This is a genomic window from Rhizobium sp. NZLR11 (assembly GCF_019685115.1).
In the GTDB taxonomy this organism is placed as follows: Bacteria; Pseudomonadota; Alphaproteobacteria; order Rhizobiales; family Rhizobiaceae; genus Rhizobium.
This window is the reverse complement of record NZ_JABDWD010000003.1, coordinates 242881-256690: the sequence shown is the minus strand read 5'-3', so window position 1 is coordinate 256690 and position 13810 is coordinate 242881. Positions and strand designations below refer to the sequence as shown.

Annotated in this window: 14 protein-coding genes; 8 read left to right on the top strand and 6 right to left on the bottom strand. The window is 60.9% G+C overall.

Annotated elements, in window-relative coordinates; translation table 11 throughout:
* Positions 1 to 200: 200 nt before the first annotated feature.
* Together ldtR and HJB83_RS07505 are read right to left on the bottom strand one after the other, a co-directional pair.
* Positions 201 to 716 carry a transcriptional regulator LdtR gene (gene ldtR, locus HJB83_RS07510; protein ID WP_007626316.1) on the bottom strand — a complete coding sequence of 172 codons (516 nt, stop codon included), beginning with the start codon at positions 714 to 716 and terminating at the stop codon, positions 201 to 203.
* Between the two features lie 128 nt (positions 717 to 844).
* On the bottom strand, positions 845 to 1282 hold the full coding sequence (locus tag HJB83_RS07505) for a DUF6163 family protein (RefSeq protein WP_207583720.1): 438 nt from the start codon (positions 1280 to 1282) through the stop codon (positions 845 to 847).
* 228 nt (positions 1283 to 1510) lie between these two features.
* Between HJB83_RS07505 and hemB the strand changes: the two genes are divergently transcribed.
* The 6 genes from hemB (at position 1511) to HJB83_RS07475 (ending at position 5595) form a co-directional block, all read left to right on the top strand.
* Positions 1511 to 2524 (top strand): porphobilinogen synthase, encoded by a 1014-nt coding sequence (gene hemB / locus HJB83_RS07500; RefSeq protein ID WP_207583719.1) that lies wholly within the window; start codon positions 1511 to 1513, stop codon positions 2522 to 2524.
* A 72-nt stretch (positions 2525 to 2596) separates the two neighbouring features.
* A complete protein-coding gene (locus HJB83_RS07495) occupies positions 2597 to 3055 on the top strand; it encodes an RDD family protein (RefSeq protein ID WP_207583718.1) in 459 nt (152 codons plus the stop codon).
* A 207-nt stretch (positions 3056 to 3262) separates the two neighbouring features.
* A complete protein-coding gene (locus tag HJB83_RS07490) occupies positions 3263 to 4039 on the top strand; it encodes an arginyltransferase (protein WP_207583717.1) in 777 nt (258 codons plus the stop codon).
* Positions 4040 to 4927 carry a DMT family transporter gene (locus HJB83_RS07485; protein ID WP_207583716.1) on the top strand — a complete coding sequence of 296 codons (888 nt, stop codon included), beginning with the start codon at positions 4040 to 4042 and terminating at the stop codon, positions 4925 to 4927.
* A 57-nt stretch (positions 4928 to 4984) separates the two neighbouring features.
* Positions 4985 to 5206 carry an AbrB/MazE/SpoVT family DNA-binding domain-containing protein gene (locus tag HJB83_RS07480; protein ID WP_207583715.1) on the top strand — a complete coding sequence of 74 codons (222 nt, stop codon included), beginning with the start codon at positions 4985 to 4987 and terminating at the stop codon, positions 5204 to 5206.
* A complete protein-coding gene (locus HJB83_RS07475; RefSeq protein ID WP_207583714.1) occupies positions 5206 to 5595 on the top strand; it encodes a type II toxin-antitoxin system death-on-curing family toxin in 390 nt (129 codons plus the stop codon). Before HJB83_RS07480 ends, HJB83_RS07475 begins: the two co-directional genes overlap by 1 nt.
* Here HJB83_RS07475 and HJB83_RS07470 read toward each other — a convergent pair.
* Positions 5585 to 6043 carry an SRPBCC domain-containing protein gene (locus HJB83_RS07470; RefSeq protein ID WP_207583713.1) on the bottom strand — a complete coding sequence of 153 codons (459 nt, stop codon included), beginning with the start codon at positions 6041 to 6043 and terminating at the stop codon, positions 5585 to 5587. The genes HJB83_RS07475 and HJB83_RS07470 overlap by 11 nt on opposite strands.
* Before the next feature lie 223 nt (positions 6044 to 6266).
* Positions 6267 to 8522, bottom strand: a complete 2256-nt coding sequence (gene parC, locus HJB83_RS07465) for a DNA topoisomerase IV subunit A (RefSeq protein ID WP_221159546.1) — start codon at positions 8520 to 8522, stop codon at positions 6267 to 6269.
* 235 nt (positions 8523 to 8757) lie between these two features.
* On the opposite strand from parC, the gene HJB83_RS07460 reads away from it, so the two are divergent.
* Positions 8758 to 9945 carry a hypothetical protein gene (locus HJB83_RS07460; protein WP_209885612.1) on the top strand — a complete coding sequence of 396 codons (1188 nt, stop codon included), beginning with the start codon at positions 8758 to 8760 and terminating at the stop codon, positions 9943 to 9945.
* A gap of 88 nt (positions 9946 to 10033) precedes the next feature.
* Here the strand turns inward: HJB83_RS07460 and HJB83_RS07455 are convergent, their stop codons facing one another.
* On the bottom strand, positions 10034 to 10675 hold the full coding sequence (locus HJB83_RS07455; RefSeq protein ID WP_207583710.1) for a TetR/AcrR family transcriptional regulator: 642 nt from the start codon (positions 10673 to 10675) through the stop codon (positions 10034 to 10036).
* Between the two features lie 66 nt (positions 10676 to 10741).
* Here HJB83_RS07455 and HJB83_RS07450 point away from each other — a divergent pair, with 66 nt between their 5' ends.
* Positions 10742 to 11911, top strand: coding sequence for a serine hydrolase (locus HJB83_RS07450; RefSeq protein ID WP_221115252.1), 1170 nt, complete (start codon positions 10742 to 10744; stop codon positions 11909 to 11911).
* A 62-nt stretch (positions 11912 to 11973) separates the two neighbouring features.
* Here HJB83_RS07450 and aspS read toward each other — a convergent pair whose 3' ends face one another.
* The gene (aspS, locus tag HJB83_RS07445; protein ID WP_221131512.1) at positions 11974 to 13764 is read right to left on the bottom strand and encodes an aspartate--tRNA ligase; all 1791 of its coding nucleotides are present in this window, start codon (positions 13762 to 13764) and stop codon (positions 11974 to 11976) included.
* Positions 13765 to 13810: the final 46 nt, after the last annotated feature.

Genomic DNA, 13810 nt, shown 5'->3' with positions numbered 1-13810 from the left:
GACCCGGCTACCGGAAATACGACACAACGAACCATGACGCGCTAAACCGTGCCGGTTAATAACGGCTAAAAGACGGCTTGAATACCGCGATAATGCTTGCCCGCCTTTGCGTTGCAAAGATGCCACTCGACAGCAAACGGCAAAACCGGACGCGCAGGGACACGTCCGGTTTTCTGCAACCCTGAAGGAGGTCAAGGGTCTTAGAGGCGATACATGATGCTGTCGTTCCAGAAGCGGTCCAGACGCTGGAGCAGCTTGTTCATCTGGGTGAATTCGTCGGTGCCGATGCCGCCGACCTTGTCGATCGAGGTGATGTGGCGTTCGTAGAGCTTGCCGACCGTTTCGGCGATGTCCTGGCCGGTTTCGGTCAGGCTGATGCGGACCGAGCGACGGTCGATGCGCGAGCGCTGGTGGTTGATGAAGCCGAGGTCGACCAGCTTCTTGACGTTGTAGGAAACGTTGGAGCCGAGATAGTAGCCACGCGAGCGCAGCTCGCCGGCGGTCAGCTCGGAATTGCCGATGTTGAAAAGGAGCAGCGCCTGGATGGCGTTGACGTCGCTGCGACCCTGACGGTCGAACTCGTCCTTGATGACGTCGAGAAGACGGCGGTGAAGACGTTCAACAAGATGAAGGGATTCCATGTAAAGATCACGGATGCCCTGATCCTGTTGGTCACGGAAGTTCGATACCGCCTGCGGCTTGATTTTCGTGTTCATATTGACTGCCTCACTGTTTGTTTGGCGGTGTGTTTTCTTCCCGCCTTGAGTGAGACCCTATCGAATACATATAAAATTCGACTTAAACCGCAGGCTTAACGGAGCCTTACCGGTAACCCCACGTTGTCTCAGGGTAAATCAACACTTACCTGGCGGCGATGGCGGCGCTTTTCCAACCAGAGCAGCAGGCGGAAAATCCAGTAAACCACGGCGACAATGACATGCAGCAGGATGATCAGCCTGTTGGGGCCGAAAATATCCGGCAACAGGCCATACATCAGGATTTGCCCGCCGGCAGCCAGCACCCAGATGACCGGACCCCAGGAGACGGTGAGCCAGAGGCCGAGGGAGGCGACGGGAAAAAGTACGGCGAGGCTGGTGCTCGCCACCTTCCATGGCAGGCTCAAAAGATCGAAGCGGCCGGCGCCGACCAGCGAATAGCCGACGAGCATTGCCCAATATTGCAGGCCGAACCAGAAGCAGGATATGGCAACCAGTCTCAGAAAGAGAATGAAGAGGATATCCGCCAGTGTGCGTTTCGGTATCGTCGGGGAATCGGTTTCCATAGCGCAGACATCGGTTTGGGGTTGCATCTTCTTAAAGAGCGCCACGCGTCTGTCGACGCGCAAACGACGCTCTATCATATCGAGTGCGCGCATAATGCCGAAAAATCGACTTTGATTTCGGCATTATGCGCCAGGTTTTTCCGCCGCGGCCAATCGCCCGGTTTGGATTTTCAAGGCGCCATGATAATGAGCGCTCCAATAAATGGAATGGCCCAGGGGGCAGATATCATGCAGGACAGGACGCATCTCGTCGACGACATCACCGGCCATCGCCGCATGCGGCGCAACCGCAAGTCGGACTGGACACGCCGGCTGGTGCAGGAAAACCGGCTGACGGTCGACGACCTGATCTGGCCGATTTTCATCGTGCCAGGTTCCGGCATCGTCGATCCGATCGCGGCCATGCCGGGGGTCAACCGCATGAGCATCGACAAGGCGGTCGAGGCCGCACGCGAAGCGGCCGGCCTCGGCATTCCCGCGATTGCCACCTTTCCGAACATCGAGATGGAACTGCGCGACGAGACCGGCTCGAACAGCCTCGAAGCCAACAATCTGATCAATCAGGCGACGGCGGCGATCAAGAAGGCGGTGCCCAATATCGGCGTCATCACCGACGTCGCGCTCGATCCCTTCACCAGCCACGGCCATGACGGTATTCTGAGAGACGGCGAGATCGTCAACGACGAGACGGTCGATCAGGTAGCACGTGCCGCGGTGATGCAGGCGGATGCGGGCGCCGACATCATTGCGCCATCGGAGATGATGGACGGACGCATCGGTGCGATCCGCATGGCGCTCGATGCGGCCGGCCACCAGAGCGTCGGCATCATGAGCTATGCGACGAAATTCGCCTCCGCCTTCTACGGCCCCTATCGCGAGGCGATCTCGACCGGCGGGCTGCTGAAAGGCGACAAGAAGACCTATTATATCGACCCGGCCAACGGCACCGAGGCGATCCGCGATGCGGCCCTGGACGTCGAGGAAGGCGCCGACATGCTGATGGTCAAGCCCGGCCTGCCCTATCTCGACATCTGCTGGCGGATGAAGGAGGCCTTCGGCCTGCCGACCTTCGCCTACCAGGTCTCCGGCGAGTACAGCCAGATCAAGGCGGCGGCGATGAACGGCTGGATCGATGGCGAACGGGCAATGCTCGAAACGCTGCTGTCGTTCAAGCGGGCGGGATGCGACGGTATCCTCACCTATTTCGCGATCGAGGTGGCGAAAATCCTCAGCAGGCGATGAATCCGGCAGAAATGTTGTATTTGGTTCTGCCGATACCATATCTGCGGCATCGCTTTTCCGCAGGAGATTGAGATGAGCTACAACCCCAATCCGCTTTATGCCGCACCGGAGGACTGGCGCACCTATAGCGGCGTGTTGAGCCGCCGTGTCTTCGCCTTCATCCTCGACTATCTGATCGTGCTGCTGCTGTGCATCCCCGCGGCGATCGTGCTGTTCTTCCTGTCGATCGTCACGCTCGGGCTCGGCTTCCTGCTCTACCCTGCCCTCTTCGTCATCGTCGCCGGCATCTACTTCGGCCTGACTGTCGGCGGGCGGAGCCAGGCCTCGCTCGGCATGCGCGCAATGGGGATCGCCATCGTGCGCGTCGACGGTCGGCCGATGGATTTCCTGACGGCAATCGTGCATCTGGCGCTGTTCTGGATCCTCAACTCGGTGCTGACGCCGCTCATCCTGCTTGCCGGCCTGTTTACCGAACGCAGCCGTCTCATCCACGACCTGCTGGTCGGCACCGCAACGGTCCGCACGGCCTGAGCGTTGGACCGAGATCACGGCTGAAACCACTAGGCGGAGACGAAATAAAGTCTCCGCTTTCTCTTTGCCCGGGGGCGCCAGCGCTCCATATCTAAAATTAGAAGACCGATATGAACGGCGAGAACCGTCCCGCTGTTGACGTTTTTTATTCTTAGGTCATGCTGTCAGGAAACGGCACGGTCTCGACAAAGGAAATTTCCGCGACAGATGAATACGCAGACAACGCCATCTCCGCAGTTTTATCTGACGGCTCCGGCTACGTGTCCGTATCTGCCGCATGAGATGGAGCGTAAGGTGTTTACCCATCTGGTAGGGCCCCGCGCCGCCGAGATGAACGACATCTTGACGCAGGGCGGTTTCCGCCGCTCCCAGAATATCGCCTACCGCCCGGCCTGCGAATCCTGTCGCGCCTGCGTTTCCGTGCGCATTCTCGCCCAGGAATTCGAGCCAACAAAATCGATGAAGCGGGTGCTTGCCGCCAACTCCGATGTCATCGCCACCGAATTTACAGCCCAGCCCTCCAGCGAGCAATATTCGCTTTTCCGGCGTTATCTGGATTATCGCCACCAGCAGGGCGGCATGTCAGACATGACGGTGCTCGACTACGCGATCATGGTCGAAGACACGCATGTGAATACGAGAATCGTCGAATACCGCCAGCGTGAAGAAGGCTCCGGACTGGAGCAGCGGCCGAAGGGCGAGCTGCTTGGCGCCGCTCTTACCGACACGATGAGCGACGGGCTATCGATGGTCTATTCCTACTTCAATCCCGATCTCGAGCGGCGTTCGCTCGGCACCTTCATGATTCTCGACCATGTCAGGCGCACGAAGGCGCTCGGCCTACCGCATGTCTATCTCGGCTACTGGGTTCAAGGATCGCGAAAAATGGACTACAAGACACGCTTCCAGCCGCAGGAACATCTGACGCCGCGCGGCTGGGAACGTTTCGATCCCGCATCCATGCCCGAAAGCCCCCACGACTGAATGTTCTCCACCGCTCTTTCCGATCACCGGAAGGGCCTCCTGCTGACGGCGATCGGCGGGCTGGCGCTTTCCATGGATATTCCGCTGATGCGGCTTGCGGACGGCGAGCTGTGGTCGATCCTTGCCGCGAGGAGCATCGCGACGCTGGGTGTGACGTTGCTGGTCGTCGCAGTGCTGCGGATCTTGAACGGGCGCTGGCCGCTGCTCGTGCCGGGCTGGCCGGGCCTCGTCACCGGCCTGCTCTACGGACTGACGACGGTGATCTTTCTTCTCGCCGTCTTCAACACGTCGACGGCCAATGTCGTGTTCATCGTCGCCTTCAATCCGATGTTCGCCGCCCTTCTTTCCTGGATTTTCCTGAAAGAACGGCCGGCGCCGGCAACGCTGATCGCCATGGCGACGATGATCTTCGGCGTCGGCCTGATCGTGCGGGACGGGCTTTCGGGCGGCCATCTGTTCGGCGACATCATGGCGCTGCTGACCGCCTTCATCATTGCCGCCGCCATCACCATCAGCCGCGCTTCCCGCCGCGACATGGGCTTTGCCTCGCTGCTTTCGACGGTGCTGCCGGCGGCGGTCGGACTCGCCTTGGTCATGCCGGCCGGCGGTTTTTCGATCGAGCATCCCGGTTGGATCCTCTTTAACGGCGCGGTCGTGATGCCGCTTGCCTTCTGGTGTCTGGCGACGGGGCCGCGTTACCTCTCCGCGCCCGAAGTCGGCATGTTCTACCTGCTCGAAACCGTGCTCGCACCGATCTGGGTCTGGCTGATCTTTGCGGAAACCCCGGCAACCATGACCCTGGTCGGTGGTGGCATCCTGGTGGCGGCGATCGCGGCACATTCGGTCTGGATGGCGCGGCGGAGAAGCATCCCGCAACCGGCGGAGTAGATGTGTCGTCTCTTTGTCTCCATGTTATAACGTCGTTATTACACTGAGGGTAAAACGATGAACGTCACGATCCGTAGGATCGGCAATTCCGAGGGAATTATCATCTCCAAGGAGGTTCTCGACCGGCTTGGATTGAAGACCGGTGATTCGCTGGAAATGCAGGTTGAAAATGGCGGCATCACTTTGAAGCCGACTGACGAGGATTTGTCGCGTCAGCTCGAGGCCGCACGATATTTCATGGACAAGTATAAGGTCGCTTTGAAAAAGCTCGCCGAATAATGGCCTTCAAATTCCTGACGAGGCCCTTGGTCGAGAGCCTGCAGAAAATGCAGATCGATCGCTTCGGCGGACTTGCTGGATTGAGTGACGATGGCGCGCTGGGGTCTGCTCTCGACCGGCCGATGCACAAGGCGCATTGTGGCTGCGACGACGTCATCGAACTCGCCGCCGCCTATCTTTTCGGCCTTGCCCGCAACCACGCCTTCGTAGACGGTAACAAGCGGATTACGATCGTAACTGCAGGTGTTTTCCTTCTCGAAAACGGCTACGAGATCGAAACGACCGACGCCAATCTCTACGCCTTCGTGCTTGCCGTCGCCGCCGGCGAGATCGACGAAGAAGGTGCTGCCCGCTTCCTCAGGGATTTCAGCGTACCGCTCAACCCGTAGCCTTCATCTGCTGCTGTTCCAGCTCCCTGCCCAGCCCTTCGACCACATGCGCCCAGCCTCGCCGGGTCTTCTCCTCGTGTTCGGCCCACTCGGCGCACATTTCGTGGGTCAGCGTCAGACGGCTGCCGCCGCCGAGAGGCTCGATGTCGATTTCGACACGGTCGCAATTGTGATCATGCTCTTCGACGGAGAAGCTGAAGACCATGCGTTGCGGGCGCTTCAGTTCCAGGAAGACACCCTGGTGAAAGGCGTCGCCTGTGGGACGGCGGTCGACGACGAAGAAACGACCGCCGACATGCGGATCGATATCGGCGCGGATGACATGACCGTCGTCGGTGGCAAACAGGAAGCGGCGGGCGATTTCGGGGTTGAGCCAGGCGTCGTACACCACAGACGGCGGCACGCTGTAGGTTTGGCTCACATGCAATTTGATGGTGCTGGCGGGCATCGATTTTCCTCCGGTAAGGGCGCGCGCACTTTTTCAAGTGCACGGGTCGCGGCCATTTCGCCCGCCTGCGAAAACCGGCCTTATCCTATTTTTGCTGACAGGAATTAGATAGAGGATTTGCCACGCCCGCCAAGAGCCGGGCACGGAAATATAATTCCTCTAATCGGTACTGATCTAAAGAATTATGCAGAAAATCAAAGCGTTACAGCCAAGACGTCTCGCCTCAGCCGGCAAATTTACCGCTGCGCGGAAAACCCTTCGGCACGGTGCGGCCGGCGGTGGCGCGGTCGGACAGCCATTCGGCAAGCTCGTCCTTGTTCTTCGTGAAGGTGCGGCCGGCGCTGTCTTCCCAAACGAGGCCGGTTGATATCGCGAAGCAGCGGACGTCGGAAATGCCGCCATCCTTGTAGCGTTGCAGACGCACGCCCTTGCCGCGCGACATTTCCGGCACCTGCGCCAGCGGAAAGACCAGCAGCTTGCGGTTTTCGCCGACGACGGCGACATGATCGCCGCCGACGGGCACGAGCAGCTGCGTTTCCTCGGGCAGCGCGACGTTCATGATCTGCTTGCCCTTGCGGGTATTGGCGACCAGCTCGGCCTCCGGAACGACGAAGCCGTTGCCGGCTGTGGAGACGATCAGCCGCTTGCGCGAGGGATCGTGAACGAAAGCGGTCAGCACCGCCTGGTCGTTGTCCATGTCGATGATGATGCGCAGCGGCTCGCCGTGACCGCGACCGCCCGGCAGCTTGTCACCGCCGAGCGTAAAGGCCTTGCCGCCTGTGGTGACGATCAGGATCTTGTCCGTCGTCTGCGCCGGGAAGGCCAGCTTCAAGCCGTCGCCTTCCTTGAAGGTCAGCGTCGCCGTATCGGCGATATGGCCCTTCAGCGCGCGGATCCAGCCCTTTTCGGAAATGACGATGGTGATCGGTTCCTTCTCGATCATCGCCTGCTGGATTGCTTCCTCGTCGGTTTCGGGTGCGTCGGCAAACTGGGTACGGCGGCGACCGACCTCGGTCGCCTTGGCGAATTTCTTCTTCACTTCGCCGATTTCCCAGGCGACCGTCTGCCATTGCTTGTCGTCGGAGGCAAGCAGCGCCTCGATCTCACCCTTTTCCTTGGTGAGTTCGTCGAATTCCTTGCGGATCTCGAACTCCTCGAGCTTGCGCAAGGCGCGCAGCCGCATGTTGAGGATCGCCTCGACCTGAATGTCGCTGAGATCCCAGCGCGCCATCATCACCGGCTTCGGCTCATCCTCCTCGCGGATGATCTTGATCACCTCGTCGATGTTGAGATAGGCGATCAGAAGGCCGCCGAGGATTTCGAGGCGCCTGTCGATCGCCGCCAGGCGGAAGCGCGAGCGGCGCTGCAGGACCTCGCGGCGGTGATCCAACCACTCCTTCAGCACTTCGTTCAGCGCCATGACCCGCGGGATGCGGCCCATGGACAGCACGTTCATGTTGAGCGGGAAGCGGCTTTCCAACTCCGTCAGCTTGAACATCGATTCCATCAGGATCGTCGGATCGACGCTACGGGTCTTCGGCACCAGGACGACACGGATGTCCTCGGCCGATTCGTCGCGGATATCTTCCAGCAGCGGCAGCTTGCGGGCGATCAGCAGTTCGGCGATCTTCTCGATCAGCCGCGATTTCTGCACCTGGAAGGGAATTTCGGTGATGACGATCTGGTAGCCACCTCGGCCGAGATCTTCCGTCTGCCATTTCGCCCGTACGCGGAAACCGCCGCGGCCGGTGCGGTAACTCTCGATGATGCTGTCGCGGCTGTCGATGATGATGCCACCGGTCGGGAAGTCCGGGCCGGGAATGAATTCGACGAGCTTTTCGACGGTCGCATCGGGATGTTTGATCAGATGCAGTGCGGCGTCGCAAAGTTCGTGGGCATTGTGCGACGGGATCGAGGTCGCCATGCCGACGGCGATGCCGGAGGAACCGTTGGCGAGCAGGTTCGGGAAGGCGCCGGGAAGGACGACCGGCTCGGAATTCGACTCATCGTAGGTATCGCGGAAATCGACGGCATCCTGATCGATGCCTTCGAGCAGCAGTTCGGAGACCGCCGTCATCTTCGATTCAGTGTAACGCATGGCGGCTGGACTGTCGCCATCGATATTGCCGAAATTGCCCTGGCCGTTGACCAGCGTGTAGCGCTGCGAGAAATCCTGGGCGAGACGAGCAAGCGCGTCGTAGATCGATTGGTCGCCGTGCGGATGGTAGTTACCCATCACCTCGCCGACGATCTTGGCGCATTTCCTGAAGGCCGAAGTCGGCCGCAAGCCCATCTCGTTCATCGCATAGACGATGCGGCGGTGAACGGGCTTCAGACCGTCGCGCACGTCAGGCAGGGCGCGGTGCATGATGGTCGACAGCGCATAGGCGAGATAGCGCTGCTCGAGCGCCGCCTTGAGGTCGACCGGTTGGATGTGATCGTCGTCTCCGCCGGAAGGCGGCAAAATCTCTTGTCCCATAGGTTCTGACTAGCCCAGAAGAGGCTGCTGGGCAAGGAATCCAGGTCATAGCAGCTGTGGATGAAGTCTTGGCACCGACATCAAAGGATGAGACAAACGTTCCGCCGCAATTCGGATTTCGTTTGCCGTTCCTTTCAACGGAAATTTAGAAGTCCGCAAATATAAAGCAGGCCCAATCCGTAGTAGCGTAACTGCAGATTTCCAACCGCCATCACGCCACCAGAGGAATCACCCCATGAACTTTTACCGGACAACGCGGCTGATGCTGTCGGGCGCCGCCATTTTCTCGCTCGCCGGCTCGGCTTTCGCTCTCGATGGCACCGATCTGCTGAAAAAGATCAATGCCGCCTATGCCGCCCAGGGCGGGACGATTGCCGCTGAGGCCGTCGATATCGACGGCACGACCGTGACGTTGAAGAATGTCACCGTCAAGCCGACCGGTGGCGAAAGCCTGCCGATCGGCGAAATCACCCTTTCCGGCGTCGAAGAAGACGAGGATGGCGGCTATTACATCGAAGAAGCGGCCTTCCCCGACATCAACAAGACGGGAGACGGCGTTACCGTGACGGCGCAGGAGCTGACGCTCGGCGGCATCTCCGTGCCGGCAACGGCGGGCGGCGACACGCTCGACACGATGATGCTCTATGAAACCGCCCACACCGGCCCGGTGAAGGTGGTCAAGGACGGGGCGGAAGTGTTCTCGCTGCTCGAAACCAACATGAACCTGACGCTGCGCGAAGACGAATCCGGCTTCGATTTCGACGGCGCCTTCAAAAGCATGAAGGCCGATCTCACCAAGACCGAGGATGCGCAGAGCAAGGATGCGATCGAGAAGCTCGCCCTGCAACACGTCCAGGGCGACATCACCATGAAGGGCGCCTGGGAACTCGCCCCCGGCACGATCGACGTTTCGGAATTCGCCTTCGACTTCACCAACGTCGGCAAGCTGAACCTCGGCTTCAAGATCTCGGGCTATACGATGGCCTTCATGAAATCGATGCAGGATGCGATGAAGGAATCCGAAGCTGGTGCGAACAAGGACCAGTCGCAGCAGGCGCTGGGCCTCGCCATGCTCGGCCTGATGCAGCAGCTTTCCTTCGAGGCCGCGCAGGTGCGTTTCGAAGATGCCTCGATCACCAAGCGTGCGCTGGATTATGCCGGCTCGCAGCAGAACATGTCGGGCAAGCAGATGGCGGATTCGCTGAAGGCGATGACGCCGATCATGCTGGCGCAGCTCAATATCCCGGAACTGCAGAATGCCGTTTCGGCAGCGGTCAATACCTTCCTCGACGATCCGAAGAGCCTGACTGTCAAGGCCGCTCCTGAAAAGCCGGTGCCGTTCCCGACGATCGTCGGTGCCGCCATGGGCGCTCCGAATACGCTGCCGCAGGTGCTCGGCGTCAAGGTTTCGGCCAACGACTGATCGCATCGATCTGATGACGAAAGGCCCGGCAGTGCGTGACTGACCCCAATAGCTGGTGTCAGTCACGATCTGTCGGGCCTTATCGTTTTCAGGCGCGGTGGCGGGCGAGTTCGGCAATGGCGAGACTTGCGATCTCCAGCAATTCCTCAAGCGATGCGCCGTCCCTCGCCTGCACCGACATGCCCTGGACGATAGCGCCGAGGAACCGCGCAAGTGCGCGAGGCTTCGCCTCGGCGCTGATGTCGCCCTCGCGAATGCCGCGCTCGATCCTTGCCGCATAGGCCTCCAGCGACCGACGACGCAGCGCCGCCACGTGGTCGGCGATCAGATCGTTCTCGCTGGCGCAGTTCAGCACAGCCGTCGAGATCATGCAGCCTTTCGGATGTTCCGGCGCCGAAAACCTTGCGGCCGAGCCCCGCAAGATCCGCTCGAAGGCGGAGACGGTATCGATCGGCTCGCCGAGCGCGGAAGAGGTTTCGGCGCCCAGCGCCCGATATTGCTCCAGCGCCGCACGATAGAGATCGGCCTTCGAGTTGAAGGCGGCATAGAGGCTTTGCGGCGTGATGCCCATGGCCGCCGTCAGATCGGCAATCGAGGCGCCCTCGTATCCGTGCGCCCAGAAGGTCTCGCGGGCGGCTGAAAGAACCGTCTCACGGTCGAAGGCGGGAGGGCGACCGCGGCGGCGGGCGGTAGGATTTTTCATGTCTGCACTATTTTTCACAACGATCACTCTAGAAATTCCGCTCCACTTGTCTAATTCAGGAATGGTCATTGTGATTATAGAAGGTTTGATCTGATGAGTCTTCCCCTCGAAACGGCGAATGCCGACAGGAATACCTTGCTTTCGGCTGCCGTCGATACGGCAATAGCAGACGCGCTCGACGAAAAGCGGCTGGTCGGGACGGTCGTATTCGTCGCCCGCGACGGAGAGATCATCCATCGCCGCGCAGCCGGCCTCGCCGACCGCGAAAACGATTTGGCGATGGGCGAGGACACGATTTTCAGGCTAGCCTCCATCACCAAACCAATCGTCACCATCGCTGCGATGCGGCTCGTCGAGCAGGCGAGAATCGGGCTCGACGACCCGGTGACCCGATGGCTGCCGGAGTTCCGCCCGAGGCTGCCCGACGGCAGCGAAGCAACCATTCGCATCCGCCACCTGCTGACCCACACATCAGGCCTCGGCTACGGCTTCTCCGAAGAGGACGGCGGCCCCTATATCAGCGCCGGCATTTCCGACGGCCTCGATCAACCGGGACTGCCGCTCGCCGAAAATCTGCGGCGGATCGCCAGCGTGCCGCTGCGTTTCGCGCCGGGCAGCGACTGGCAGTATTCCCTTGCCATGGATGTTGTCGGCGGCATCATCGAGGCGGAAACCGGCATGCCGTTGGGTGGGGCCGTTGCCGAACTGGTGACGAGACCGCTTGGGCTTGCCGGCACCGCATTTTCGGTTCGTCACCGCAACCGGCTTGCGGCGGCCTATATGGACGCTTCGCCGGAACCGGCGCTGATGGGCGAGAATGCGCTGGTGATGTCGCAGATGGGTCCCATCCGTTTCGCGCCGAACCGCATCTTCGACCCCGCTTCCTATCATTCCGGGGGCGCCGGCATGGCGGGAACGGCGGCTGACGTGCTTTCCGTACTCGAAACCATCCGTAGCGGTGGCGCGCCGCTGCTATCGACGGAAACCGTACGGATAATGATGACGGACCAGGCCGGCGGGCACCGCCAGCAGCACGAACCCGGCTCCGGCTTTGGCTTCGGCTGGTCTGTCATCACCGATCCGGCCGAGGCGGGCGTCCCCTTCCCCAAGGGCACGCTGAAATGGGGCGGCGTCTATGGCCACAGCTGGTTCATCGACCCGGTCAACGGGCTGACCGTCGTTGCGCTGACGAACACGACGCTGGAGGGCATGTGGGGCAAGTTCACGGTCGATCTACGCGAGGCGATCTACGCGGCATTGTGAACGACAGCAAAAAGCCCGACGACATCGGTCGCCGGGCATTTGCATTGGGGATCAGACGATCCTCAGTCCTTCTTGACCGGCGGGATCGGCCGGATCGAGAGTTCACGCAGCTGTGTCGGCGCTGCCGGGCTCGGCGCGCCCATCAACAGATCCTGGGCCTGCTGGTTCATCGGGAACAGCGAGATCTCGCGCAGGTTCTTCGCGCCGACGAGCAGCATGACAACGCGGTCGATACCGAAGGCAGCACCACCATGCGGCGGTGCGCCGTACTGGAAGGCGCGGTAGAGGCCGCCGAATCGGTCTTCGACATCCTGCTGGCTGAGGCCCACCTTCTCGAAGGCGGCGACCATGGTTTCCGGCGACTGGTTACGGATCGAGCCCGAGGCGATTTCGAAGCCGTTGCAGACGGCGTCATACTGGAAAGCCTTGATCGTCAACGGATCCTGGTTCTGCAGTGCGTCTAGGCCGCCCTGCGGCATCGAGAACGGATTGTGGGCGAAATCGACCTTCTTGTCTTCCTCGCTCCATTCGAAGAAGGGGAAATCAACGATCCAGCACAGTTCGAAGCGGTCGCGGTCGACGAGGTTCAGCTCCTCGCCAGCCTTGGTGCGAGCCTCGCCGGCAAACTTGTAGAACTTTTCCGGCTCGCCGGCGACGAAGAAGCAGGCATCGCCATCGCCGAGACCGAGCTGGGTGCGGATGGCGTCGGTGCGCTCCTCGCCGATGTTCTTGGCAAGCGGGCCGGCACCTTCGAGTTTGTCGTTCTCGCTGCGCCAGAAGATGTAGCCGAGGCCGGGCTGGCCCTGGCTCTGCGCCCAGGCGTTCATGCGGTCGCAGAAGGCGCGCGAGCCGCCGGTCTTGGCCGGGATCGCCCAGATCTGAACCTTCGGGTTCGAGGCGATCATGCCGGCGAAGACCTTGAAGCCGGAGCCGGCGAAATGCTCGGTCACGGCTTCCATGACGATCGGGTTGCGCAGGTCCGGCTTGTCCGAACCATATTTGCGGATCGCCTCGTCATAGGGGATGCGCGGCCATTCCTTGGTGACCGGCTTGCCTTCGGCAAACTCCTCGAACACGCTTGTCATCAGCGGGCCCATCGTGTCCCAGACGTCCTCCTGGGTGACGAAGCTCATTTCGAGGTCGAGCTGGTAGAATTCGCCCGGCAGGCGGTCGGCGCGCGGGTCTTCATCGCGGAAGCACGGCGCGATCTGGAAGTAACGGTCGAAACCCGCCACCATCAGCAGCTGCTTATACTGCTGCGGCGCTTGCGGCAGAGCGTAGAAGGTACCGGGATGGATGCGCGAGGGTACGAGGAAGTCGCGTGCGCCTTCCGGCGAAGAGGCCGTCAGGATCGGCGTCGTATATTCGGTGAAGCCGACATTGCCCATTTCTCGGCGCATCGCCGAGATGACCTGGGTGCGCTTGACGATGTTCTTATGCAGCGTTTCGCGGCGAAGATCGAGAAAGCGGTACTTGAGGCGAACGTCTTCCGGATAGTCCGGCTCGCCGAAGACCGGCAGCGGCAATTCCTTGGCGGCGGAGAGCACTTCGATCTCCTGAGCGTAGAGCTCGATTTCGCCGGTTGCCATGGTCCTGTTGACGGTGTCGTCGGTGCGGGCCTTGACGAGGCCGTCGATGCGGATCACCCACTCGCCGCGCACAGTCTCCGCCATCTTGAAGGCCGGGCTGTCGGGATCGGCGACGACCTGGGTAATGCCGTAATGGTCGCGAAGGTCGATGAAGAGAACGCCGCCATGGTCGCGGACCCGGTGGACCCAGCCGGAGATGCGGACGGTCGAGCCGACATCCGTCTTGCGGAGGGCGGCGCATGTGTGGCTGCGATAGCGATGCATGATCTCAAATCCTGGCATGTGGCTTAAGACGGCAGCAAGGGCTCCA

What these genes read in the sequence shown, in the direction of transcription:
- ldtR (WP_007626316.1), bottom strand. Translation starts at nt 716, where the DNA reads ATGAACACGAAAATCAAGCCGCAGGCGGTATCGAACTTCCGTGACCAA.
- HJB83_RS07505 (WP_207583720.1), bottom strand. Translation starts at nt 1,282, where the DNA reads ATGGAAACCGATTCCCCGACGATACCGAAACGCACACTGGCGGATATC.
- hemB (WP_207583719.1), top strand. Translation starts at nt 1,511, where the DNA reads ATGCAGGACAGGACGCATCTCGTCGACGACATCACCGGCCATCGCCGC.
- HJB83_RS07495 (WP_207583718.1), top strand. Translation starts at nt 2,597, where the DNA reads ATGAGCTACAACCCCAATCCGCTTTATGCCGCACCGGAGGACTGGCGC.
- HJB83_RS07490 (WP_207583717.1), top strand. Translation starts at nt 3,263, where the DNA reads ATGAATACGCAGACAACGCCATCTCCGCAGTTTTATCTGACGGCTCCG.
- HJB83_RS07485 (WP_207583716.1), top strand. Translation starts at nt 4,040, where the DNA reads ATGTTCTCCACCGCTCTTTCCGATCACCGGAAGGGCCTCCTGCTGACG.
- HJB83_RS07480 (WP_207583715.1), top strand. Translation starts at nt 4,985, where the DNA reads ATGAACGTCACGATCCGTAGGATCGGCAATTCCGAGGGAATTATCATC.
- HJB83_RS07475 (WP_207583714.1), top strand. Translation starts at nt 5,206, where the DNA reads ATGGCCTTCAAATTCCTGACGAGGCCCTTGGTCGAGAGCCTGCAGAAA.
- HJB83_RS07470 (WP_207583713.1), bottom strand. Translation starts at nt 6,043, where the DNA reads ATGCCCGCCAGCACCATCAAATTGCATGTGAGCCAAACCTACAGCGTG.
- parC (WP_221159546.1), bottom strand. Translation starts at nt 8,522, where the DNA reads ATGGGACAAGAGATTTTGCCGCCTTCCGGCGGAGACGACGATCACATC.
- HJB83_RS07460 (WP_209885612.1), top strand. Translation starts at nt 8,758, where the DNA reads ATGAACTTTTACCGGACAACGCGGCTGATGCTGTCGGGCGCCGCCATT.
- HJB83_RS07450 (WP_221115252.1), top strand. Translation starts at nt 10,742, where the DNA reads ATGAGTCTTCCCCTCGAAACGGCGAATGCCGACAGGAATACCTTGCTT.
- aspS (WP_221131512.1), bottom strand. Translation starts at nt 13,764, where the DNA reads ATGCATCGCTATCGCAGCCACACATGCGCCGCCCTCCGCAAGACGGAT.